The 20935-nt window shown below is 73.7% G+C and carries 18 protein-coding genes; 11 read left to right on the top strand and 7 right to left on the bottom strand.

Features of this window, described 5'->3' with window-relative positions:
* Positions 1–12: 12 nt before the first annotated feature.
* Genes ACZ5FU_RS33715 through ACZ5FU_RS33705 form a run of 3 tightly spaced genes read right to left on the bottom strand, consistent with a single transcriptional unit; the run spans position 13 to position 2417 of the window.
* Complete coding sequence (locus tag ACZ5FU_RS33715; protein ID WP_451528498.1) at positions 13–900, bottom strand: DUF4231 domain-containing protein; 888 nt, start codon at positions 898–900, stop codon at positions 13–15.
* 46 nt (positions 901–946) lie between these two features.
* A complete protein-coding gene (locus ACZ5FU_RS33710; RefSeq protein WP_468645363.1) occupies positions 947–2212 on the bottom strand; it encodes an FxsB family cyclophane-forming radical SAM/SPASM peptide maturase in 1266 nt (421 codons plus the stop codon).
* A gap of 1 nt (position 2213) precedes the next feature.
* Entirely contained in the window at positions 2214–2417 is a 204-nt protein-coding gene (locus ACZ5FU_RS33705) for a hypothetical protein (RefSeq protein ID WP_451528500.1), read from the bottom strand.
* Between the two features lie 362 nt (positions 2418–2779).
* On the opposite strand from ACZ5FU_RS33705, the gene ACZ5FU_RS33700 reads away from it, so the two are divergent.
* On the top strand, positions 2780–4225 hold the full coding sequence (locus ACZ5FU_RS33700; RefSeq protein ID WP_451528501.1) for a glyceraldehyde-3-phosphate dehydrogenase: 1446 nt from the start codon (positions 2780–2782) through the stop codon (positions 4223–4225).
* 124 nt (positions 4226–4349) lie between these two features.
* Here ACZ5FU_RS33700 and gndA read toward each other — a convergent pair whose 3' ends face one another.
* Positions 4350–5792 (bottom strand): NADP-dependent phosphogluconate dehydrogenase, encoded by a 1443-nt coding sequence (gndA, locus tag ACZ5FU_RS33695; RefSeq protein ID WP_468839554.1) that lies wholly within the window; start codon positions 5790–5792, stop codon positions 4350–4352.
* A gap of 573 nt (positions 5793–6365) precedes the next feature.
* Between gndA and ACZ5FU_RS33690 the strand changes: the two genes are divergently transcribed.
* From ACZ5FU_RS33690 to ACZ5FU_RS33680, 3 genes are all read left to right on the top strand, one after another.
* On the top strand, positions 6366–7181 hold the full coding sequence (locus tag ACZ5FU_RS33690; RefSeq protein WP_451528503.1) for an SAM-dependent methyltransferase: 816 nt from the start codon (positions 6366–6368) through the stop codon (positions 7179–7181).
* Positions 7182–7353: 172 nt separating this feature from the next.
* Positions 7354–7608 carry an EF-hand domain-containing protein gene (locus ACZ5FU_RS33685; protein WP_451528504.1) on the top strand — a complete coding sequence of 85 codons (255 nt, stop codon included), beginning with the start codon at positions 7354–7356 and terminating at the stop codon, positions 7606–7608.
* A 98-nt stretch (positions 7609–7706) separates the two neighbouring features.
* Positions 7707–9185, top strand: a complete 1479-nt coding sequence (locus tag ACZ5FU_RS33680) for a glutamate-cysteine ligase family protein (protein ID WP_451528505.1) — start codon at positions 7707–7709, stop codon at positions 9183–9185.
* Between the two features lie 289 nt (positions 9186–9474).
* Here ACZ5FU_RS33680 and ACZ5FU_RS33675 read toward each other — a convergent pair whose 3' ends face one another.
* Entirely contained in the window at positions 9475–9789 is a 315-nt protein-coding gene (locus tag ACZ5FU_RS33675; protein WP_469047733.1) for a DUF3040 domain-containing protein, read from the bottom strand.
* A 369-nt stretch (positions 9790–10158) separates the two neighbouring features.
* Between ACZ5FU_RS33675 and ACZ5FU_RS33670 the strand changes: the two genes are divergently transcribed.
* Complete coding sequence (locus tag ACZ5FU_RS33670; RefSeq protein ID WP_469047731.1) at positions 10159–12075, top strand: glycoside hydrolase family 5 protein; 1917 nt, start codon at positions 10159–10161, stop codon at positions 12073–12075.
* 51 nt (positions 12076–12126) lie between these two features.
* Here ACZ5FU_RS33670 and ACZ5FU_RS33665 read toward each other — a convergent pair whose 3' ends face one another.
* Complete coding sequence (locus tag ACZ5FU_RS33665) at positions 12127–12606, bottom strand: ribosomal maturation YjgA family protein (protein ID WP_468645355.1); 480 nt, start codon at positions 12604–12606, stop codon at positions 12127–12129.
* 435 nt (positions 12607–13041) lie between these two features.
* On the opposite strand from ACZ5FU_RS33665, the gene ACZ5FU_RS33660 reads away from it, so the two are divergent.
* The 6 genes from ACZ5FU_RS33660 to ACZ5FU_RS33635 all read left to right on the top strand — a co-directional run bounded on the left by ACZ5FU_RS33660 (position 13042) and on the right by ACZ5FU_RS33635 (position 19590).
* Complete coding sequence (locus ACZ5FU_RS33660) at positions 13042–14265, top strand: oxygenase MpaB family protein (protein WP_451780436.1); 1224 nt, start codon at positions 13042–13044, stop codon at positions 14263–14265.
* Between the two features lie 237 nt (positions 14266–14502).
* Complete coding sequence (locus tag ACZ5FU_RS33655; RefSeq protein ID WP_451780435.1) at positions 14503–16839, top strand: molybdopterin cofactor-binding domain-containing protein; 2337 nt, start codon at positions 14503–14505, stop codon at positions 16837–16839.
* 39 nt (positions 16840–16878) lie between these two features.
* Complete coding sequence (locus ACZ5FU_RS33650) at positions 16879–17355, top strand: (2Fe-2S)-binding protein (RefSeq protein WP_451528511.1); 477 nt, start codon at positions 16879–16881, stop codon at positions 17353–17355.
* A gap of 22 nt (positions 17356–17377) precedes the next feature.
* Entirely contained in the window at positions 17378–18382 is a 1005-nt protein-coding gene (locus ACZ5FU_RS33645) for a porin PorA family protein (RefSeq protein ID WP_468645352.1), read from the top strand.
* A 126-nt stretch (positions 18383–18508) separates the two neighbouring features.
* Positions 18509–18793 (top strand): hypothetical protein, encoded by a 285-nt coding sequence (locus tag ACZ5FU_RS33640; RefSeq protein ID WP_451528513.1) that lies wholly within the window; start codon positions 18509–18511, stop codon positions 18791–18793.
* Between the two features lie 71 nt (positions 18794–18864).
* The gene (locus tag ACZ5FU_RS33635; RefSeq protein WP_469047730.1) at positions 18865–19590 is read left to right on the top strand and encodes a phosphatase PAP2 family protein; all 726 of its coding nucleotides are present in this window, start codon (positions 18865–18867) and stop codon (positions 19588–19590) included.
* 12 nt (positions 19591–19602) lie between these two features.
* Here ACZ5FU_RS33635 and ACZ5FU_RS33630 read toward each other — a convergent pair whose 3' ends face one another.
* Complete coding sequence (locus ACZ5FU_RS33630; RefSeq protein ID WP_451528515.1) at positions 19603–20928, bottom strand: glutamate-1-semialdehyde 2,1-aminomutase; 1326 nt, start codon at positions 20926–20928, stop codon at positions 19603–19605.
* Between the last annotated feature and the right edge of the window lie 7 nt (positions 20929–20935).

Genomic DNA, 20935 nt, shown 5'->3' with positions numbered 1-20935 from the left:
CTTGACCCGCTTTCAGTCCGCTGTCCACTTGGCCATCCAGCCCTCGTTCTGTACCGAGACGACGTGTTCGGTGCGCTCGGCGAGCCGGTCGGCCTCCGCGTCGGTGGCCGGGGAGAGCCGCTCCCACCACCGCAGGATGCGGTCCAGCTCGTCCGCGGTCGTGCTGTACTCGATCTCCAGGGCGACGTAGCGCGCGGACGCCCCGTGGGAGACGACCGACGCCGAGACCGCGGCGACGACGGGGATCCAGGCCGCCGCCTGTTCGGCGGCGAAGGCGCCGGCCACCGCGCCGAGGAGCACGGAGAGTGCGGCGAGGGCCACGCCGCAGCGCTCGACGCGCCGGGCCCGGCGGGCCATCTCGTCGGCCTTCGGCCGGTAGTAGCCGTCGAGTTGGCCGCGCAGCCGGCCCGAGACGTAGCCGGCCGGGCCGGTGACCGGTGGCAGCGGGCGGCCGGCCGGACGGATGCCGCGGATTGCGGTGGAGAGATCGGCCGCCCGCGCCCGCACCTCGTCGCTGCGGCGCTGGAGTTCGGCGTCCCGGTCCGGCCGCCGGTAGGGGGCGAGCTGTGCCAGGTAGACGTAGACCTGGCTCTTGAGTTCCTCGGAGACCGAGCGCAGCCGGGTCCACTCCCGTAACCGGTCGGGGGCGGCGCCCCGGGCGGCGAGGGGCGCGGCGCCGGCGGCGAGCAGGGCGAGGAAGGAGCAGATGCGGCCCAGCACGACGGACGGGCCCATGAGCTGGGAGGCGGCGACACCCAGCACGCCGGCGGCGACCGAGGCGCACAGCGTCGCCGTCCGCGCGCGTCCGATGTCCCTCCTGCTGCGGTCCGCCGCCCGCGACCAGACGCTCTGGGCGCGCCAGACGTCGTCCACCACCGTCGTTCCCCCGACTGTGCTCACGGCAAGATTTTGACGCGGCTTCAACTCCGCTGCAATCAGAACGGCTTCAATCGGGCAACAGGGGACCGACCGCCAGAACTCCTTCGAGCCTGCGGGCGATGTGCCGGATCAGCGCGTCCAGGTCGGCGCAGTACACGGAAGGATTGCGGAATCCGCTGCCGGACCGGTAGCGGTGGGCGTAGTGGCCGCCTCCGCAGACACGGACCAGGGGGCAGCGGCGGCAGGTGCCGGAGAGCGCGTCGGCGCCCAACTGCCGTGCGGCGATGCCGGGATGCTCCAGGACGTCGTCGAAGCTGTTGCGGAAGACGTCCATGCCGGTCGAGGGGGCGTCCTGGTAGGCGGCTTTGAGCGAGTCCACCTGTTCGATGTCCCCGTCGGTCTCCACGAGAACGGCGGCGACCGGGGAGAGGCCGACGGCCTCGGCACTGCTGGAGAAGCCGAGGAGCAGCCCGATGATCTCGGTGAACAGCCGGATCCTGGTGCGGTACCTGCCTCCGTCGAACCAGCGGTCGAAGGCCTGGGCGAGCCATTCGCCGTACGGGGCCGAGCCCGCGCTGGAGGGTCCCCTGCCCGGCGGGGGCGCGGTCCAGTTGGCGTGCGGGAGGAGCAGGTCGAGGGCGGCCGGGCGGAACTCCAGCAGGGAGTCGTAGACCTCGACGGGGTCGAGGTCCAGATCGATGGTGCACAGGAGGCCGGCGTACGCCTCGGGGTGGCGGGCGAGAACGGCGAGGCCGCGGGTGGCGGCGTCCCAGGAGGGGCGGCCGGCGTGGTCCACGCGCCGTTTGTTGTGTCCGGCGCGGCCGCCGTCGAGGCTGACGCCGACCCGGATGCCGCCGGCCGCGAGCCGCCGGACGACGTCGGCGGTGAGGAGGGTGCCGTTGGTCTGGACGCCGATCTGCACCTCGCAGCCCGTGCCGGTGACGGCGCCGACGGCGGCGCGCACCTCGGCGGCCTGTCTCAGCGCCGTGTCCGCTCCGCCGAGGAGCGGCTCCCCGCCGTGGAGTTCCACGCGGATCCGGGTCAGGCCGTGGGCCGCCACGTGCTCGCCGATGCGTTCGGCGCTGCGCAGCAGGACGGACTCGGTGACGCGGGCCGGGCGCCGGCGCCAGCTGGTGTCGGCCGCCGTGTAGACGTAGCAGTAGCTGCACAGCAGGTTGCAGCGGCTGTGCAGCTTGAGCACGAACTGGTGGAAGGGGACCGGCGCGGTGCCCGCGCGCCGGAGGGCGGGCACGTCCAGCAGCCGGTGCGGCCACGGCGCCGACGCGTGCGTGCCGGGCGCGGCCGCCGCTCCCCCTCGGGGACCGTGACTCACCTCAGGGACTGTCCTCGTAGTACGCGATCACCGGTTCGGTGGTGTGCGACTCCCGCTCCCGCAGTTGCCGCAGCACCTCCGTCAGCACGGGGTGGTCCGTGCCGCCCCGGTGCGTCTGCGCGCCGCGGCCCGCGGCGGGACCGGGCCGGGCGGCCCGGGCCGGGCCGTCGGCCAAGAGCTGCTCCCCCAGCCGAGGATTCGACACAGCACTCCCTCCGTGATCAGCCACGGGGCTGCGCCTGACCTCACCGCCGTGACTCGGGGCCAAGCCTACGGGCAGCCTGAGCGGGTATCTCCCCTTCCGCACCAAGAGAGGCCGCGCATTTCGGTGACGCACGGCGGCCCCGGCCGGACCGGGTGCCGGAGGGCGGGGTGCGGGGTGTCGGAGGGCGGGGCTCCGGGCCGGGGGAAGGCGCGGTCCGGCAGGTGGAGGCACGGCCCGGGCCCCGGAGAACAGGCCTCGGGGCGCCTCCGGCGATCCGTGCACACCTGAGCGGGGGGCCGCTTGAATGATCGAAGGAGGGGGTGGTTAGCATATGAGCGCCACCTAGCTCGAAAGAGAATCCTGTGACTGTCAACGACGACTCGTTCACCAACTGGAAGCACCGCGAGGAGATCGCGGAGTCGATGATCCCGATGATCGGCAGACTCCACCGGGAGCGGGACGTGACCGTCCTGCTGCACAGCCGCTCCCTGGTGAACAAGTCGGTGGTGAGCATCCTCAAGACCCACCGCTTCGCCCGGCAGATCGCCGGCGAGGAACTCTCGGTCACCGAGACCCTGCCGTTCCTGCAGGCCCTCACCGCGCTCGACCTCGGCCCGTCCCAGATCGACATCGGCCTGCTCGCCGAGCACTACCGGGCGGACGACCACGGTCTGTCGGTGCCGGAGTTCACCGCCGAGGCCGTCGCCGGCGCCACCGGCGCCCACAAGATCGAGCGCCGGGAGCCGCGCGACGTCGTGCTGTACGGCTTCGGCCGCATCGGCCGTCTCGTCGCCCGCCTGCTCATCGAGAAGTCCGGGTCCGGCAACGGCCTGCGGCTGCGCGCCGTCGTGGTGCGCGGGGGCGGCGAGCAGGACCTCGTCAAGCGGGCGTCGCTGCTGCGCCGCGACTCCGTGCACGGCCAGTTCCAGGGCACCATCACCGTCGACGAGGACAACAGCACCATCGTCGCCAACGGCAACGAGATCAAGGTGATCTACGCCGACGACCCGAGCCAGGTCGACTACACGGCGTACGGCATCACCGACGCCATCCTGATCGACAACACCGGCAAGTGGCGCGACCGCGAGGGGCTGTCGAACCACCTGCGTCCCGGCATCGACAAGGTCGTGCTGACCGCGCCCGGCAAGGGCGACGTCCCCAACATCGTGCACGGCGTCAACCACGACACGGTCGAGCCGGACGAGCGGATCCTGTCCTGCGCGTCCTGCACCACCAACGCGATCGTCCCGCCGCTGAAGGCGATGGCGGACGAGTACGGCGTGCTGCGCGGCCACGTGGAGACCGTCCACTCGTTCACCAACGACCAGAACCTGCTGGACAACTACCACAAGTCCGACCGCCGGGGCCGCTCCGCGCCGCTCAACATGGTGATCACCGAGACGGGCGCCGCCTCCGCGGTCGCCAAGGCGCTGCCCGACCTCGACGCGCGGATCACCGGCAGCTCGATCCGGGTGCCGGTGCCGGACGTGTCGATCGCGATCCTCAACCTCCAGCTGGCCCGCGAGGCCGGCCGTGAGGAGGTCCTCGACCACCTGCGGGACGTCTCCCTGACCTCGCCGCTGAAGCGCCAGATCGACTTCATCAGCGCCCCCGACGCGGTCTCCAGCGACTTCATCGGCTCGCGCCACGCCTCGATCGTCGACGCCGGCGCCCTGAAGGTGGAGGGCGACAACGCGATCCTCTACCTCTGGTACGACAACGAGTTCGGCTACTCCTGCCAGGTCGTCCGCGTCGTCCAGCACGTGTCGGGCGTCGAGTACCCGACCTTCCCGGCGCCGCGCGCCTGAACGGCGCGTCCGGCCCGGTCCGCCCGGCCGCCGGGTCAGGCCTGCCGCCGGGTCAGGCCCTGCCACCGGGTCCGCCCTGCCGCCGGGTCGGGCCCCGCGGGCCGGGCCGGACCCGGCGTGCGGCTCAGCCCGAGACCGTCTCCGGGCGGCCGGGCTCGGCCCAGTGCGTGTGGAAGGCGCCGGGGCGGTCGGTACGGCCGTAGGTGTGCGCGCCGAAGTAGTCGCGCTGGCCCTGGAGCAGGGCCGCCGGCAGCCGGCCGGCACGCAGGGTGTCGTAGTGCGCGAGGGCCGCGGAGAACGCGGGGACCGGGATGCCCCGGCGGGCCGCGGAGGCCACCGTCTCGCGCCAGGGCACCTGGGCGTCGGTGATCTCCATCGCGAACTCCATCTCCCCGAGCAGGCTGACCAGTTCGGGGTCGGCGGCGTACGCGGCACGGATGCGGTCCAGGAACGAGGCCCGGATGATGCAGCCGCCGCGCCAGATGCGGGCGACCGCGCCGAGGTCGATCTTCCAGCCGTACTCGCCCGCCGCGTCCTGGATCATCTTCCAGCCCTGGTCGTAGGCGATGACCTTGGAGGCGTACAGGGCGTGCTCCACCTGCGAGGCGAAGCGCGCCGCCTCCGTGCGGCTGATCGCGGGGGCGGTGCCGCCGGGGAGCCCGGCGTACGCGGCGCGCAGGTCGGCCTGGCCGGAGGCGGCACGGGCGAAGGTGGCCTGGGCGATGGCGGTGACCGGCGAGCCGAGGTCGAGGGCGGTCTGCACGGTCCAGCGGCCGGTGCCCTTCTGCCCGGCCGCGTCGGTCACGACGTCGACGAACGGCGCCCCCGTGGCCTCGTCGGTGTGGGCGAGGACCTCCGCGGTGATCTCGACGAGGTAGGAGCCGAGCCGCCCCTGGTTCCAGGCGCGGAAGATGTCCGAGATCTCGGCCGGGGTGTACCCGGCGACCTGGCGCAGCAGGTCGTAGGCCTCCGCGATGAGCTGCATGTCGGCGTACTCGATGCCGTTGTGGACCATCTTGACGAAGTGCCCGGCGCCGTCGGTGCCGACGTGCGCCGCGCAGGGCTCGCCGCCCACCCGCGCGCTGACCGCCTCGAACATCGGCCCGAGCACGTCGTACGACTCGGCCGAGCCGCCGACCATGATCGACGGCCCGTTCAGGGCGCCCTCCTCGCCGCCGGAGACGCCGGTGCCGACGAAGTGGAGGCCCCGTGCGCGCAGGGCCTCCTCGCGGCGGCGGGTGTCGGCGAAGTGGGCGTTGCCCCCGTCGATGATCATGTCGCCGGGCTCCAGGAGCGGGGCGAACTCGTCGATGACGGCGTCCGTGACGGCGCCCGCCTGCACCATGATCATCAGCCGGCGGGGGCGTTCGAGCGCGGCGACGAACTCGCGCGCCGTCCCCGCCGCGACGAACGCGCCCTCGTGGCCGAACTCCTCGACGAGCGCGCGGGTGCGGCCGGCGGTGCGGTTGTGGACGGCGACGGTGTACCCGTTGCGGGCGAAGTTGCGCGCGAGGTTGCGGCCCATCACACCGAGACCGGTGACACCGATGGCGGCGGTTGCGTTCATGAGGCGGGTTCCCTTGGATCGACTGGCTCGGCTGGATCGACGGCGGGGCCGGGGATGCACGGCCCCACGTGCCCCCAGATACGGCCGGGAGGCCGGATCGTCTCGATGACGGCGCCGGTGATCACGGAACCGGGGCGCGGCGATCCGCGGGCCGCGCCGGCCGGGGGCGTCCTCGGCGGAGCCCCGCGGGGCACGTCCCGCGGATCGCCGCCTCGGTGAGCTGCCGGCGCCGCTCGGCCGACCACGGTGACGGGCCGGTGGGCGCCGGGGTCCGGGGGCGCCCACGAAATTGTCATGACCGCGCAAGAGTTGCGACGAGAATCGCCACTGACGGGGTGTGGGTCAAGGGTCCGGGACGACCGACCCGATGCGGCGGCGGGAGGCGGACGGAGCGGCGCGGACCGAGCGGGGCGGGGCGAGGCGACCGGGCCGCGCGGGGCGGGCCCGCCCTCCGCGCGGCGGGGGCCGGGGCATGGCCGTTCGAAGAGGTGAACTGGTGTGCGCGCCGTGGCCGTTGGGACGTACGTTGTGCGGTGGAACCTGCACGCCTCGGCTGAAAGACGGACACCCCCCATGAGCGACTCAGCGACGACGCCCGGATCGCCGGCGCACCAGAAGATCGACACCTCGGTGCCGCACTCGGCCCGGATCTGGAACTACTGGCTCGGCGGCAAGGACAACTACCCCGTGGACGAGGAGGCCGGCGACGCCTACACCGCCGTCTTCCCCGGCATCGTCACCATCGCCCGCAGCAGCCGGGCCTTCCTGCGCCGCAACATCGCCTATCTGGTGTCCGAGGCGGGCATCCGGCAGTTCCTGGACATCGGCACCGGCCTGCCGACCGCCGACAACACTCACGAGGTCGCCCAGCGGATCGCCCCCGAGTCGCGGATCGTCTACGTCGACAACGACCCGATGGTCCTGGCGCACGCCCGCGCCCTGCTCTACTCCACCCCCGAGGGCGCGACCGCCTACATCGACGCCGACGTCCTCGACCCGGACCGCATCCTGGCGGCGGCGGCCGAGACGCTGGACCTCGGCCGGCCCACCGCCCTCATCCTGAGCAACATCCTCGGTCACGTCGCCGACCGCGACCAGGGGCGCGAGCTGGTGACCCGGCTCATGGGGGCCCTGCCGTCGGGCAGCTACCTCTCGATCAACGACGGCTCCCGGGGTGTCGACCCCGTCTTCGAGGCGGCCCAGGACTCCTACAACGCCAGCGGCGCCGTGCCGTACAACCTGCGGACGGTCGAGGAGATCACCTCGTTCTTCGACGGGCTGGAGCTGATCGAGCCCGGCGTGGTCTCCGTGCCCCTGTGGCGCCCGGAGCCCTCCGCGACCGCGCCGGAGGTCATCGCCGAGCACGGGGGCCTCGCCCGCAAGCCGTGACCCGCCGCGGCGCCGGCGGCGGGGACCCGGACGGGAGCGCGCGCATCGCCGTACGGGAGCGGGCCGGGGCCTTCCCGCCCGCCGGCCACCGGGAACCGGAACCGAGGGCCCCGGGCCGGGCGTCAGGTCGGGAGCCGGGACCGGCAGACATCGTGAACGACGGGGGACCAGCATGAGCGACAAGGCACGCAAGCTGTTCGAGGCACTCGACCTCGACGGGGACGGGACGCTGACCCGCGAGGAGGTGATCACCGCGCTGCGCACGAAGGGGCCCACCCTGGCCGCCTCCGGCGATCTGCCGTCCTGGGCGCTGGGGGACGCCGACGCCTCTTCCGCCCTGTTCGACGCCGCCGACCAGAACGGGGACGCGCTGCTCAGTCTGGAGGAGTTCGCGGCGGTCGTGGACCGCCGCTTCGGCTGGAGCTGACACCGCGGCCGGCGCCCGGCTCGCGTGGTCGGGGGCGCCCGGGGGTGCGACGCTGGACGGAGAGCTGTCCGAGACAGAGCCGGACCCCGGGAGGCCCCATGGGGCGGGACGTCCCGGCGATGGTCTTCACGCGCGAGGACCGGCGCCGGTACCGGATCAAGATGCAGGAGTGCCTCGACGCGTTCGCCCAGATGCTGCGCGAGGACCGGTTCGCGTCCGAGCGTCCCCGGGTCGGGCTGGAGGTCGAGCTGAACCTGGTCGACGACGCGGCCGAGCCGGCGATGCGCAACAACGACGTGCTGGAGGCGATCGCGGACCCGGCCTGGGACACCGAGCTGGGCCGGTTCAACCTCGAGATCAACGTGCCGCCGCGCCGCCTGACGGAGGGCGGCCCCGACGCGTGGGAGTCCGAGATCCGCGCCGCCCTGAACCACGCCGACGAGCGTGCCAGGTCGGTCGGCGCACGGCTGATCATGGTCGGCATCCTGCCGACGCTGCGCCAGGAGCACATCGGTGAGTCCGCGCTGTCGGAGAATCCCCGCTACCACCTGCTCAACGACCAGGTGTTCGCGGCACGGGGCGAGGACCTGCGCATCGAGGTGGACGGCGTCGACCGGCTGCGCACGTACGCGGACACGATCACCCCGGAGGCCGCGTGCACCAGCACCCAGTTCCACCTCCAGGTCCCCCCGGAGGAGTTCCCCGCGTACTGGAACGCGGCGCAGGCGATCGCCGGCGTGCAGATCGGGCTGGCCGCCAACGCGCCGTTCCTGTTCGGCAGGGAACTGTGGCACGAGACCCGGATCCCCCTGTTCGAGCAGGCCACCGACACCCGTCCGCAGGAGATCAAGGCGCAGGGGGTACGGCCCCGGGTGTGGTTCGGGGAGCGGTGGATCACCAGCGTCTTCGACCTGTTCGAGGAGAACCTGCGCTACTTCCCCGCGCTCCTGCCGCTGTGCGACGAGCAGGACCCGACGGAGACCCTGGAGCGCGGCGACGTCCCCGAGCTGGCCGAGCTGACCCTGCACAACGGCACCATCTACCGCTGGAACCGGCCGGTCTACGCCGTCGCCGACGGCGTCCCGCACGTCAGGGTGGAGAACCGGGTGCTGCCCGCCGGCCCGACCGTCGCCGACACCCTGGCCAACGGCGCCTTCTACTACGGCCTGACCCGTGCCCTGGTGGAGGAGGAACGGCCGGTGTGGTCCCGGATGTCCTTCGCGGCCGCCGAGGAGAACCTGCACACGGCGGCCCGGCACGGCATCGAGGCGGCCCTGTACTGGCCGGGGATGGGCGAGGTCCCGGTGCCCGAGCTGGTCCTGCGTCGGCTGCTGCCGCTGGCGCACCGGGGCCTGGAGCTGAGCGGGATGGACGCGGCCTGGCGGGAGCCCCTGCTCGGCGTCGTCGAGCAGCGGTGCGTCACGGCCCGTAACGGAGCGGTCTGGCAGAAGGAGACGTTCCACCATCTGGCCACCTCCCCCGGTGTGGGCCGCGACGAGGCACTGCGGCGCATGACGCGGCAGTACATCGACTACATGCATCTCAACGCCCCGGTGCACACCTGGCCGGTGGACTGACGGGAGAACCGGTCGGCCGGCGGGTGCGCGGCCCGGGCAGCCGCACCCGCCGCCCGCCGCTCCCCGGGGCGGTCGGGGACGGCGACGGCTCCTGCGAGGTCGTCGTCCGGCGCGAGGGCGGCTCGGCGCCCGGCACCACCGGCGCCCCGGCGGCGTCGGCGCGTTCTGCGGCGTCGGCGCCCCGCGTCGTCGGCACCTCCTGCGTCATCGGTGCCTCCGTGCCGGGACGGCGTCGCGGTCGTGTCCTCCGTCCTCGCCCGGTCGCACCCGGAGGCTCGGGCAGGGTCCGTCAGCCGGCGGGACGGTCCGGGCGCCCGCTCGGCGTGCCCGGTGTGTCCGGTATGTTCGGTGAGTGCGGTGCGTGCGGTGCGTCCGGCGCCTTCGGCGCGTCGAACAGCTGCACGCCGACACCGGCCAGGACCAGGCCCGTGGCGATGAGCAGGCCCTCGGCCAGGGCGACGCCGGTGACCAGGGCGGCGACCCCGACGGCCAGCGTCCACCGGGCCCCGGTACGACGGCGCGGGCGAGGCCGTACGGGCCGGGCGCCGCCGGGCGGGAGCCGTCCCTCGAGGACGGCCGGGCACTCGTCGTCGGACTGCGGCACGACGCTCCTCCCTTCCGGGGCGATCCGGAGCGCGGCCCTTGCGGGGTCCGGTCGTCCGCGGGGCGGCGGACCGGTCGGCCCGCCCGTCCCGGCGGCACCCGACCCGATGCCCAACTGGCTTATTTCCTGGGGAAGTCGGGGCAAACTTCACCACCGGGTTCACCACCGGCGGATACCGACCGCCCTCTCGCCCGGCCCTGCGGAACCACTCCTGCGACCGCGGCCACGACTGCGCCCACCCCTACGACCACAGTCGCAGCCACAGCCACAGCGACGGCATGGCCGACATCAGGGTCGACCCGGCCGGCGTTCCGCCATAAGGTGACAGCCGCCGGTCGCCGGCTCCCCTCCCCCGCCACGGAGGTCCTGATGCCGACCCTCAAATTTGTCAAGCACCTGACAACAATGTCGACGGCGGTCGCCCTGCTCACCATCGCCCCCACCACGACGACCGCCTCCGCCGCCTCCGAAACCCGGCCCCGCCCGACCGTCTCGACCACCTCGGCCGTCTCGACCGCCGACACCTGGCGGCCACCGCTGTCCACCCGCGGCCGGTACGTCGTCGACGCCGAGGGCCGGCGCTTCCGTCTGAAGTCGGCCAACTGGGACGGCGCGCAGGGCTCGTGGACGGGCAGCGGCACCGACCATCACGCCGGGCAGGACTCCCACGACATCCCCCTCGGCCTGGACCGCGCCCCGCTGTCCGCCCTGCTCGCCGACTTCCACGCGCTCGGCATCAACAGCGTCCGGCTGCCGTTCTCCAACGCGATGATCCGTGCCACCGCGCCCGTCCCGGACTCCGCCGTCGCGGCCAATCCGCACCTGCGCGGCAGGACACCGCTCCAGGTCTTCGACGCGGTCGTGGCCGCCCTCACCGGGGACGGGTTCGCGGTCGTCCTCAACAACCACACCAACACCTCCCGTTGGTGCTGCGGCGTCGACGGCAACGAACGCTGGAACAGCGGCCGGTCCACCCGGCAGTGGGCCGACGACTGGGTCCTCATGGCCCGCCGCTACGCCGCCGACCCCCGGGTCGTGGGCGCGGACCTCTACAACGAGGTGCGCCGGGACGTCTTCGACGACCCCAACTGGGGCCTGGGCGACGCCCACGACTGGCACGCCGCGGCGCAGCTCGCCGCGGACCGCATCCTCACCGAGGCCAACCCCGATCTCCTCGTCGTGGTCGAGGGCATCAACTGGACCGGCCTGCCCGTCGACGGGCTGCCCCACGACCGGCCCACGCTCGCCCCCGTCCGGGCGCTCTCGCACACCCTGGTGGACGCCCGCAAACTGGTCTACTCGGCCCACTTCTACGGCTACACCGGCCCCCGCCACAGCGGCGCCACCGGCATCGGCGAGACCCACGACGCCCGCTACCAGGACCTGACCCGTGAGCAGCTGTACCAGGTCCTCACCGACCAGGCCTTCTTCGTGACCACGGAGGGACGGCACCACACGGCACCGGTGTGGATCAGCGAGTTCGGCGTCGGGGCCGGGGAGACGGGCACCGCCGCCCGCACCTGGTTCGACAACGTCACCGACCAGTTCGCCGACCGGGACGCCGACTTCGCCTACTGGCCCCTGGTCGGCTGGGAGGGCCACGACGACTGGGCCCTGCTGCGCTACGACACGGCGGGACGGCGGTACGGCATCCTCGACCCGGGCGACTGGCGTGCCGCCGCCTGGAACCGCCTCATGACCGCCGCGAGCCGCACGGGACCCGTCGCGCCGGTGCCCGCCTGGCGCATGCTCACCACCGACCACGCCGACGCCGTGCAGTCGCTGCGGGAACGGGCGGCCGGCGACTGGGACCCGGGGGCCCGCAAGGCCGTCTGTCCCGACGGCCTGCGTCTGACCGGCCTCAGCCACACCGGCGGGCGCGCCCTGTGCACCGACGTGACGACGGGCGACCTGCGGGCCGCCGGCGACGCCCGGACGGTCGTCACCGACGAACGCCACGTGCCCGCGGGGGGTGACTGGGCGGGCGGCTACACCAAACTCCAGTGTCCCGCGGGTGAGTTCCTCATCGGCCACAGCCGGCGGGGCGACCGGGTGTCGGCGGCACTGTGCGCGCCCGCCCGCGTCCCCCTGGGGCGCACGGGCCGTACCGTCCGGTTCGACCGGAACGACGACCGCCCGGCCGACGGCACCGGGGGCGACTTCGCCGTCGGGCACCTCAAGGGACAGTGCGCGGGCGGCGAGTACGCCGCGGGGATCGCGTTCACCACCCGGCTGGGGAGCAGGCCGGGTCCGGCGGCGCTGCTGTGCGTCCCGGTGCGGGTCTGAGCCCGGGACGAGCGGCCCGGCCCGGGGAGGGGCCCTCCCGGCGGACCCGCGTCAGTCCGCCCCGCGCTCGCTCCCCGGGCGACCCGGCCGGGGTGACGAAGACGGACGCGCCGTGGGAGGCCGCGAGGGCCGCGGTACGGCGGCCAGGACGAGCCATCCGGCCAGCGCGCCGACCGCGTACCAGAACAGGTCCGGTGCGTCGAAGGTCGAACCGAGGACCAGGCGGGCGGCGGTGCTGCGCCGGGAGAGCTCGGCCGGGAGCCCGCCGAGCTGGAGGAACTCGACCGCCCAGCTGACGGCCAGCGCGAGGGCGCCGGCTCTCCACGCCGTCACCCGGGGCGCCACGAGAACGACGAGGGCGACCAGCAGGAGCGTGTACAGCGCGTCCCCGCCGTACTTGGCCACGTCTCCCGCCGCCACGGCCCTGAGCCCCAGCCCCGCGCCGACGACGACCGGTGCCGCCACCGCCGCCGCGAGACGCGTCCTGTCCGCCTCGCGGCCGGTGCCCGCGCCGGTACCGGGAGAAGTCATACGGCCATCCTGCCGGAGTCCGGCATCCGCCCGGCAGGCGCCCACCGGGCGGGCGGGGCGCGCCCTGGGGCGGACGCCCCGGGCGGACGGCTTCCCCCGCCTCACGTCGCCCCCGGGCCGATGCTCCCCTCCGGGGACCGGGGCAGGGCGTGCCGACGACGCACCGGGTCGCGTCCGCGGCAGGGCTCGCGCCGGCCCTCGCGCTCGCTGGAGAGCCGGCCCGGCCGGCCGTGCGCGGGGTGGCCAGGATGTCGCGCCGGGGGACGTGCGGGCCGTCGAGGCGGCCGCCCGACGGGCTCCCCGGGGACCCGATCCTGTGAGGAGTCTGGCGTTCGCGGCGCGCATGTGCTCCCCTGTTGAAACAACGAAGCGATAGTTGTTTCATCGTACCAATCTCCGTGACGGCCCGAGGAACTCGAGGAGGAGTTCGCAGCGATGGACGGACTGAGCAGGCGCAAGATGTTGTTCGCCGGCGGGGCCATGGGCACCTTCGGGGCGCTGGGCATGGCCTCGCCGGCCCTGGCGAGGCCCCTGTGGACGTGGTCGCCGAGCGGCTCGGTGGCCGGCAGCGGCGCGGGCGTCGACCCCGAGTGGGTCTGGGACGAGGAGGCCGATCCCGTGCTCGCCGCCGTGATCGAGCGCGGCGACGTGGCCAAGGCCAACGAGGCGCTCCGCACGTGGACCCGCAACGACCAGCCCTTGCCGGCCGGACTTCCCGCGGATCTGCGCGACTTCATGGAGAAGGCGCGCCGGCTGCCGCCCTGGGCGGACCGGGGCAAGCTCGCGGCCGCGGCCCGGTTCACCACGAAGAGGGGCATCTACACCGGCGCCCTGTACGGCCTGGGCAGCGGCCTCATGAGCACCGCCATCCCGAGGGAGGCGCGCGCCGTCTACTACTCCAAGGGCGGCGCGGACATGAAGGACCGCATCGCCAAGACGGCCCGGCTCGGCTACGACGTCGGGGACCTCGACGCCTACCAGCCGCAGGGCGGGATGATCGTCACCGCCGTGAAGACCCGACTGGTGCACGCGGCCGTACGGCACCTGCTGCCGCAGTCCCCCGGCTGGTCCCGCACCAACGGCGGCCAGACGATCCCCATCAGCCAGGCCGACATCATGGTGACCTGGCACAGCCTGGCCACGTTTGTCATGAGCAAGCTAAGGGACTGGCGGGTTCCGGTCACCACCGCCGAGTCGGACGGCTATCTGCACGTGTGGCAGGTCACCGCGCACATGCTCGGCGTCCTGGACGAGTACATCCCCGCCACCTGGAACGAGGCCGAGGCCCAGTCCCGGCAGGTCCTCGACCCGGTCCTGGCGTCCACGCCCGAGGGCGTGGAACTGACCGACGTCCTCCTCGACATCGTCGCCCAGCTCGACGCCGGCCTCACCCGGCCGCTGATCAACGCCTTCGCCCGGTACACGCTCGGCGACCGGACCGGCGACCTGATCGGGCTGGAGCGGGAGCCGTTCTGGCAGCCGCTGATCAGCGCCGCCTGGCCACTGCTGGTGGCCTTCCGCGAAGGGCTCATCCCCCTGCCGCTGATCCCCCAGGCCGCCTGGACGGTGGAGGAGGCCCTCCGCAAGTTCGTACTGCTCTTCCTCTCCGAAGGGCGGGGCATCCACCTCGAGATCCCGGACGCCAACCGTCCCTCCTGAGCCCCCTCCGGCACCACCGGCCGGGGGCGCGTCCCGCGGCGCGCCCCCGGCCGGGTGCCGCACCGGTCCCTTCCGGGCCCACCGCGGCCGACCGGTGGCGACCGGTGGGCTCTGCGACCACGAACCGACCACGAACCGGGTGGAGACGATGACGACGGCGCACGGCGACGCAACGACACGACGGCACGCGGCCCCCGCCGCCGGCCGCGCACGGCCGCCGGCGGCGGGAGGCCACCGGTGACCGGCACCGGTCGCCCGCCGCGGCCGGACCCCGGGGCACAGCCCTTCGCCAGACGCCGGTTCCTCGGATACGTGCTGGCCGCACCGACGCTGACGACGGCGGCCCGACTCGTCCCCACGTCCGCGGCACGGGCGGACGCCCCCTCGCCGGACGCGCTCCCGCCGGCCCTCCCCTCGCCGGAGATCACGGAACTGGTGGATCTCAACGACGTGATGACGGCGGCGGCCCTGCCGACGTCCGGACTGATCACGGTCGAGGTGAACCCGGACGGCACCGTGTCCTTCGCCCTGCCGCGGACCGAGGTGGGACAGGGCGTCACCACGTCGACGGCCATGCTGATCGCGGAGGAACTCGGCATCCCCCTCGCGCGGGTGCACATCACCCTGGCCGACGCGCGACCGGAGCTGCTGTTCAACCAGCTCACCGGCGGCTCGAACACGACGTTCTCCACCTACACCCCGATCCGCGTCGCCGCCGCCGTCGCCCGGGACCGGCTGCTCCGGGCGGCCGCGACCGCATGGGGCACCACCGTCGCCGAGCTGGCCTGGGAGGCGGGAGTGATCAGCGGCCCCGGCGGCCGGAGCGCCGACATCGGGGCGCTGTCCCGCGGGGCCGCGGCCGTACGGACCGAGCAGGTGGCCGTCGCCCTCAAGCCCCGGGACATGTTCACGGTCATCGGCAGGCCGCACGGCCGCGTCGACGCCCGCGCGGCGGTCACCGGACGCAAGAGGTTCACGCTGGACCTCGACGTCCCCGATGCCATGCCGACCATGGTGTGCCGACCTCCGACGATCAACGGCACGGTCGGATCGGTGTCCAACCTGGCCGAGGTCCGTTCCCTGCCCGGTGTCACCGACGTCGTCGTGATCCCCACCGGGGTGGCGGTGCGCGCGACCACCTTCGGCCGGTGCATCGACGCGGTGCGCGCCCTGAAGGTGTCCTGGAGGCCCGGGAGCGCCGAGGGGAAGTCCGACGCGTCGGTGCTGGAGGAACTGCGGGCGGCCGAACCGCCCATGGGCCTGCCGCCGCTGACACCGAGCGTGGAGGGGAAGTTCACCTTCCACTTCCGCAGCGGCAGCGCGCTGGAACCCAACTGCGCGGTGGCGGACGTGCGCCCCGACCGCGCCGAGGTCTGGTCGAGCCTGCAGGCCCCGCTCGTCGCGAAGGAGGCGATCGCCGCCCGGCTCGGCCTGCCGCTCGGCGCGGTGACCGTGCACGTCACCGAGGGGGGCGGCTCCTTCGGCCGCAAGCTCTTCTTCGACGCCGCGCTGGAGGCCGTCGAGGTCTCCCGACGGATCGGCAAGCCGGTGAAGCTCATGTGGCACCGGGCGGACGACTCCCGTCAGGGGCGCGTCCATCCCATGGCCACCTCCCGCGTACGCATCGACCACCTGGGCGACACCGTCCTCGGCTACCGGCAGCGGCACACCAGCGTGTCCACCGACCTCGGCCACGGCCTCGGGGAGATCCTCACCGCCCTGGCCGCGAGACTCCCGGTGGGCGACATCGGTTTCTCGCAGACCTTCTTCCAGCTCTCGCAGTCGATGCCCTACGACTTCGGCGCCCACAGCCGGCTTCTGAGCGAGACCGACAAGGGCTTCAACACCGGCAGCACGCGCAACGTCTACTCCCCCGACGTCACCTGCGCCCGGGAGCTCCTGGTCGACCGGCTCGCCGCGGCGAGGGGCAAGGACCCCTACCGGCTGCGGCGCGGCTTCCTGCGGGACGAGCGCTCGCGCGCCGTGCTGGACAAGGCCGCCGAGGCCGGGGACTGGGGCAGGAGCATGCCGGCCGGTACGGCGCAGGGCATCGCCTTCCACTCCGAGTACCACTCCGTCAGCGCGGTGCTGGTGGAGATCGACTGCCGCCCCGAAACGGTCGGCCGGCCCGTGCGCGACGGTGTCACCGGCCCGCGCGTCACCAAGGCGGTCGTCGCCGTGGACGTCGGCCTCGCCGTCAACCCGCGGGGTCTGGAGGCGCAGATGACGGGCTGCCTCATGGACGGCATCGCCCTGGTCCTGACGTCCGGCCTGCACCTGCGCGACGGCCACTTCCTCGAGGCCAGCTGGGACAACTACTTCTACACCCGGCAGTGGAACACCCCGCTGGAGCTGCGGATCGTCGTCATGCCGCCCACCACCGGCAGACCCGGCGGCGCCGGGGAACTCGGCGTCGCCGCGTCGGCGGCCGCGGTCGCCTGTGCGTACGGCCGCGCCACCGGCGTCATGCCGACGGTCTTCCCCGTCCATCACGGCACGCTCTCCTTCGAGCCGAAACCCACCGTCCCGCCCGTCCCCGCGTCACCCACCGACGGCCTGGACCACGTCCGCTGAAGCCACCGCCGAAGTCACCCCGGGAAGAAGGGAGTCCCCGTGCCCGTGCACACGTTCCGCCTCAACGGCGAACAGGTCACCGTCGAGGCCGCCGACGACGAGCGGCTGCTGTGGGTCCTGCGCGACCTCCTCGGCGTCACCGGCCCGAAGTACGGCTGCGGCATCAACGTCTGCAAGGCCTGCACGAGCCACCTCAACGGCAGGGCGGCCAACCCCTGCGCCATCCCCGTCAAGGACCTGCGGCCGTCCGACGAGATCACCACCATCGAGGGGCTCGCGGCCACCGTGGGCGCGGACCTGCACCCGATGCAGCAGGCGTGGCTCGACCGGGACGTGGCCCAGTGCGGCTACTGCCAGCCCGGCCAGATCATGGCCGCCGTCGCCCTGGTCCGCCGCGTCGGGGAAGAAGGCCGCACGGTCTCCGAGGCCGACCTGGACGGCATCCGCAACATCTGCCGCTGCGGCACCTATCCCCGTATCCGTGAAGCGATCAGGGCCGGCGCCGAAAACATGTGACCGAACAACCGAAGGGGACATCGTGTCCGCTCGTCGTCCGTCGATCGTGCTCATCGCCCTCGCCGTCGTCCTGGTGGCCCTCGCGGCGGTCGTGCGCTTCGCCGTCGCGCCGTACGCGACGAGACTGCCCGGTGACACCGACCAGACCGTGCACTACGCGGGCAGTGCCACGATGCTGGACGGGAAGGCCCTGCAGTCCGGGGACACCGCGCACGCGCTCCGGTCCGGCATCCCGATCACCGTCGACCGACGCCTGCGGGTGACGTCCACCCACGGTGACACGGCTGTGCTCGAGGACGTGACGACCGTCCACGCCGACGGGCGGTCCCTGCCCGGCTCGAAGACGTACGCCCTCGACAGGGACAGCAGGAAGGGCACGTCGGCGCCGGCGTCGACGCCGGTGGAACCCTCGCGGGGCGCGCTGAGTTCGGCCTTCCCCCCGGATGCCGCGCGGAACGACTCCTACACGTACTACGACGCGACGACCCGTTCGATCGTCCCGGTGCGCTACACGGGATCGGCGAAGCGCGAGGGCCGCACGGTGAACGTGTACGAGATCAGGGTCTCCGCACCCGTCAAGGACCCCGCGGTGCTCGAACCGCTCCCGGCCGCGCTGCCGAAGAAGCTCGTCGCGGGCCTGGTGCCCACGCTCGACTCCCGCGCGCGGGCCCGTCTCACGCCCGCGGCGCTGTCCGCGCTGCCGGACCCCGTGCCGCTCGCCTACCGGGGCCGGTCCACGCTCGTCGCCCACATCGACCGGCAGACCGGCGTCGCCATCGACCAGAAGGTGGACCAGGAGGTCCTGGCCACCGTCGCCGTCGGCGGGGAGCCGGTCCCGCTGCTCCCGGTGTCCGTCCTCACCTTCGACGTCACACCCGAGAGTTCGAAGGAGCTCGGCGACAAGGCGGCCTCGGCAGGACTGTTCCTGACCGTCCTCACCGACACGGCCCCCCTCGTCCTGACCGTCGTCGCCGTCCTGCTCCTCCTGATCGCCTTCCGGCGGGTGTTCCGCCGCAAGCTCCCCTGAAACAGGGTTTTCTGACGGTACGTCACTCGTTCCGGAACGCCCTCGCCCGTTCAGGACTCCTCCATGGACGCCGATCACCGGCCGGGCCATACTGAGGTCCGGCGACGAGCTCGAGGATGAGGGACATTGACGCTCTACGGCATCAAGCCGGCGCACATCGCGGGCTTCTCGTTCCTCTGCCTGGCGGCGGCGACGGTGCAGCTGTACCGGCACGACGGCCCGTTCTGGCTGACGTTCATGGCCTTCGTCGCCGTGGCCTGGAGCAACGGCCGGTGGCGGGTGGCGGCGCACGCGCGACAGACGGGCCGGGCGGATGCCGGTGCGCTCACCGGCCCCGCCTTCTTCATCATGCTGCTGGCTCCGTTCGTGAGCGCCGCGGCGTTGCTGTGGGGTCTCCTCCTGGAGAGGTGAGAGCGGACGAGGACCCGGCGCTCCGCCGGGCTCCGGCACGTGGGCGTGCCGACGCGGACGGAAGGAAGCGCGTGGGACCGGTCGGTGGGAGCGGGCCCGGGAGACGGCGGCCGGCGGCCGCGGTGCTGCCCCCGGTGCTGCGCGCGTGGCTCGGACCGGTCGCGGCGCTCGCCGCGCTGGTGGTCGCCGTGCTCGGCGTCCTGTACGCCGGCCACGGCGAGCCCGGCACGGTGGACGGGTGGATCGTCGCGCCGACGGCGGACAGCGTGCGGCCGCCGTGGCGGCACGCCGCTCTGGCCACGGACTTCCTGGGTGAGCCCGCCGGAGCGGCCGCGCTGATCGTGGCCGGCGTGACGGGCTGCGCGCTGCTGCGGCACCCCCGCGCGGCGGTGTCCGTCGTGGCCGGGACCGGCGCCGCCGTGGTGACGGCGACGCTGCTGAAGTCCCTGGTGGGACGCACCATCCACGGTGCCGGCAACCTGTCCTACCCGAGCGGCCACACCGCCTTCCTCACCGCGTTCGCCCTCGCGGTGGCGCTGGCGGCGACCAGCCGGCTCGGTCTCGGCCGGGCGGCCGGCACGTCGCTCGTGCTCACCGCGGCGCTGGTGGCCGGCGCCGCCATGGGCTGGGCGCAGGTGGCCCTCGGCGCGCACTACCCGACCGACGTCCTCGGCGGCTGGTGCACCGCGCTGGCGGTGGTGCCGGCGACCGCGTGGCTGGTCGACCGGGCGGCCGACCGGCAGACCGGACGGACGGCCGCCCGGACGGCCGGCGAGAGGCGGCGGGAGCACCGCTGACGTCACGTCATGTCACGCCAGGCGGCGGAAGACGGGCTTCACCGGTCGCCCGCCCAGCCAGGGGGTGGGGTCGCCGGCGTCCAGTGCCTTCCGGTACACCGCGCACGCCTGGGCCACCACCTCGACGGTGTGGTCGATGTCGTCGTCGCCGAGCGCGCTGCTCACCACGAACGACGGGGCCAGCACCCCGCCCGCGAGGAGCCGGCGCAGGAACAGGGTGCGGTACTCCTGCGACGGCCGCCGGTCCTCGTCGAGGGTGGCGAAGACCAGGTTGCTGGCCCGGCCCCGGACGACGACGTGGTCGCCGACGCCCATGCCGGCCGCCGCGTCGCGGACGCCGGCGGCCAGCCGCTCGCCGAGGGAGTGCAGCCGCGCGGTGACGCCCTCCTCGGTGTAGGTGGTCTGCACGGCCATCGCGGCCGCCAGGGAGTGCGTCTCCGCACCGTGCGTGGTGGACAGCAGGAACACCCGCTCGTGGGGGTGGCGCAGTCCGCCCCGCTCCATCAGCTCACGGCGCCCGGCCAGCGCGGAGACGGCGAACCCGTTGCCCAGCGCCTTGCCGAACGTGGAGAGGTCGGGGACGACGCCGTACAGGCCCTGGGCGCCCGCCTCGGACCAGCGGAAGCCGGTGATCATCTCGTCGAAGACCAGGACGCAGCCGTGCCGGTCGGCCAGCGCGCGCAGGCCGGCCAGGTATCCGGGCGGCGGCTCGGTGTGGCCGGCGGGTTCGAGGATCAGGCAGGCGACCTCGTCCCGGTACCGGGTGAGCAGTTCCTCCGTGGCGGCCAGGTCCCCGTAGGGGAACGTCACGGTCAGCTCGGTGGTCGCCGTCGGGATGCCGGCGGACATCGGCGTGGTGCCGATGAACCAGTCGTCGGTGGAGAAGAACGGGTGGTCGCCGCAGAGGGCCACCCGTGGGCGGCCGGTGACGGCGCGGGCGAGGCGCACCGCGGCGGTGGTGACGTCGGAGCCGTTCTTCGCGAACTTGACCATCTCCGCGGTCGGCACGGTGGCCAGGAAGCGCTCCGCCGCCTCGGCCTCCACGAGGGACGGCCGCACGAAGTTGCCGCCGCGGTCGATCTGGCGCCGCACCGCCTCGGTCACGCGCGGGTGGGCGTGCCCCAGGCTGACCGACCGCAGACCGGAGCCGTACTCGACGTAGCGGTTGCCGTCGACGTCCCACACGTGGGCGCCGCGGCCGTGGCTGATGACCGGGGCCAGGCCCTCGGGGTACTGGTCGTCGCCCTTGGCGTAGGTGTGCGCGCCGCCGGGCACGAGGGCGTGCAGCCGCTCGTTGGCCGCCCGCGACCGGGGCAGTGCGAACTCTTCGGTGTCCACGTCGGAC

The sequence above is a fragment of the Streptomyces sp. NPDC031554 genome (genome assembly GCF_055580685.1).
This window is presented reverse-complemented; position numbering and strand designations above follow the sequence as displayed.

Excerpts from the sequence above, each read along its gene's own strand:
- ACZ5FU_RS33690 (WP_451528503.1), top strand. The coding sequence starts at position 6,366 with ATGAGCGACTCAGCGACGACGCCCGGATCGCCGGCGCACCAGAAGATC.
- gndA (WP_468839554.1), bottom strand. The coding sequence starts at position 5,792 with ATGAACGCAACCGCCGCCATCGGTGTCACCGGTCTCGGTGTGATGGGC.
- ACZ5FU_RS33685 (WP_451528504.1), top strand. The coding sequence starts at position 7,354 with ATGAGCGACAAGGCACGCAAGCTGTTCGAGGCACTCGACCTCGACGGG.
- ACZ5FU_RS33680 (WP_451528505.1), top strand. The coding sequence starts at position 7,707 with ATGGGGCGGGACGTCCCGGCGATGGTCTTCACGCGCGAGGACCGGCGC.
- ACZ5FU_RS33665 (WP_468645355.1), bottom strand. The coding sequence starts at position 12,606 with ATGACTTCTCCCGGTACCGGCGCGGGCACCGGCCGCGAGGCGGACAGG.
- ACZ5FU_RS33670 (WP_469047731.1), top strand. The coding sequence starts at position 10,159 with ATGCCGACCCTCAAATTTGTCAAGCACCTGACAACAATGTCGACGGCG.
- ACZ5FU_RS33660 (WP_451780436.1), top strand. The coding sequence starts at position 13,042 with ATGGACGGACTGAGCAGGCGCAAGATGTTGTTCGCCGGCGGGGCCATG.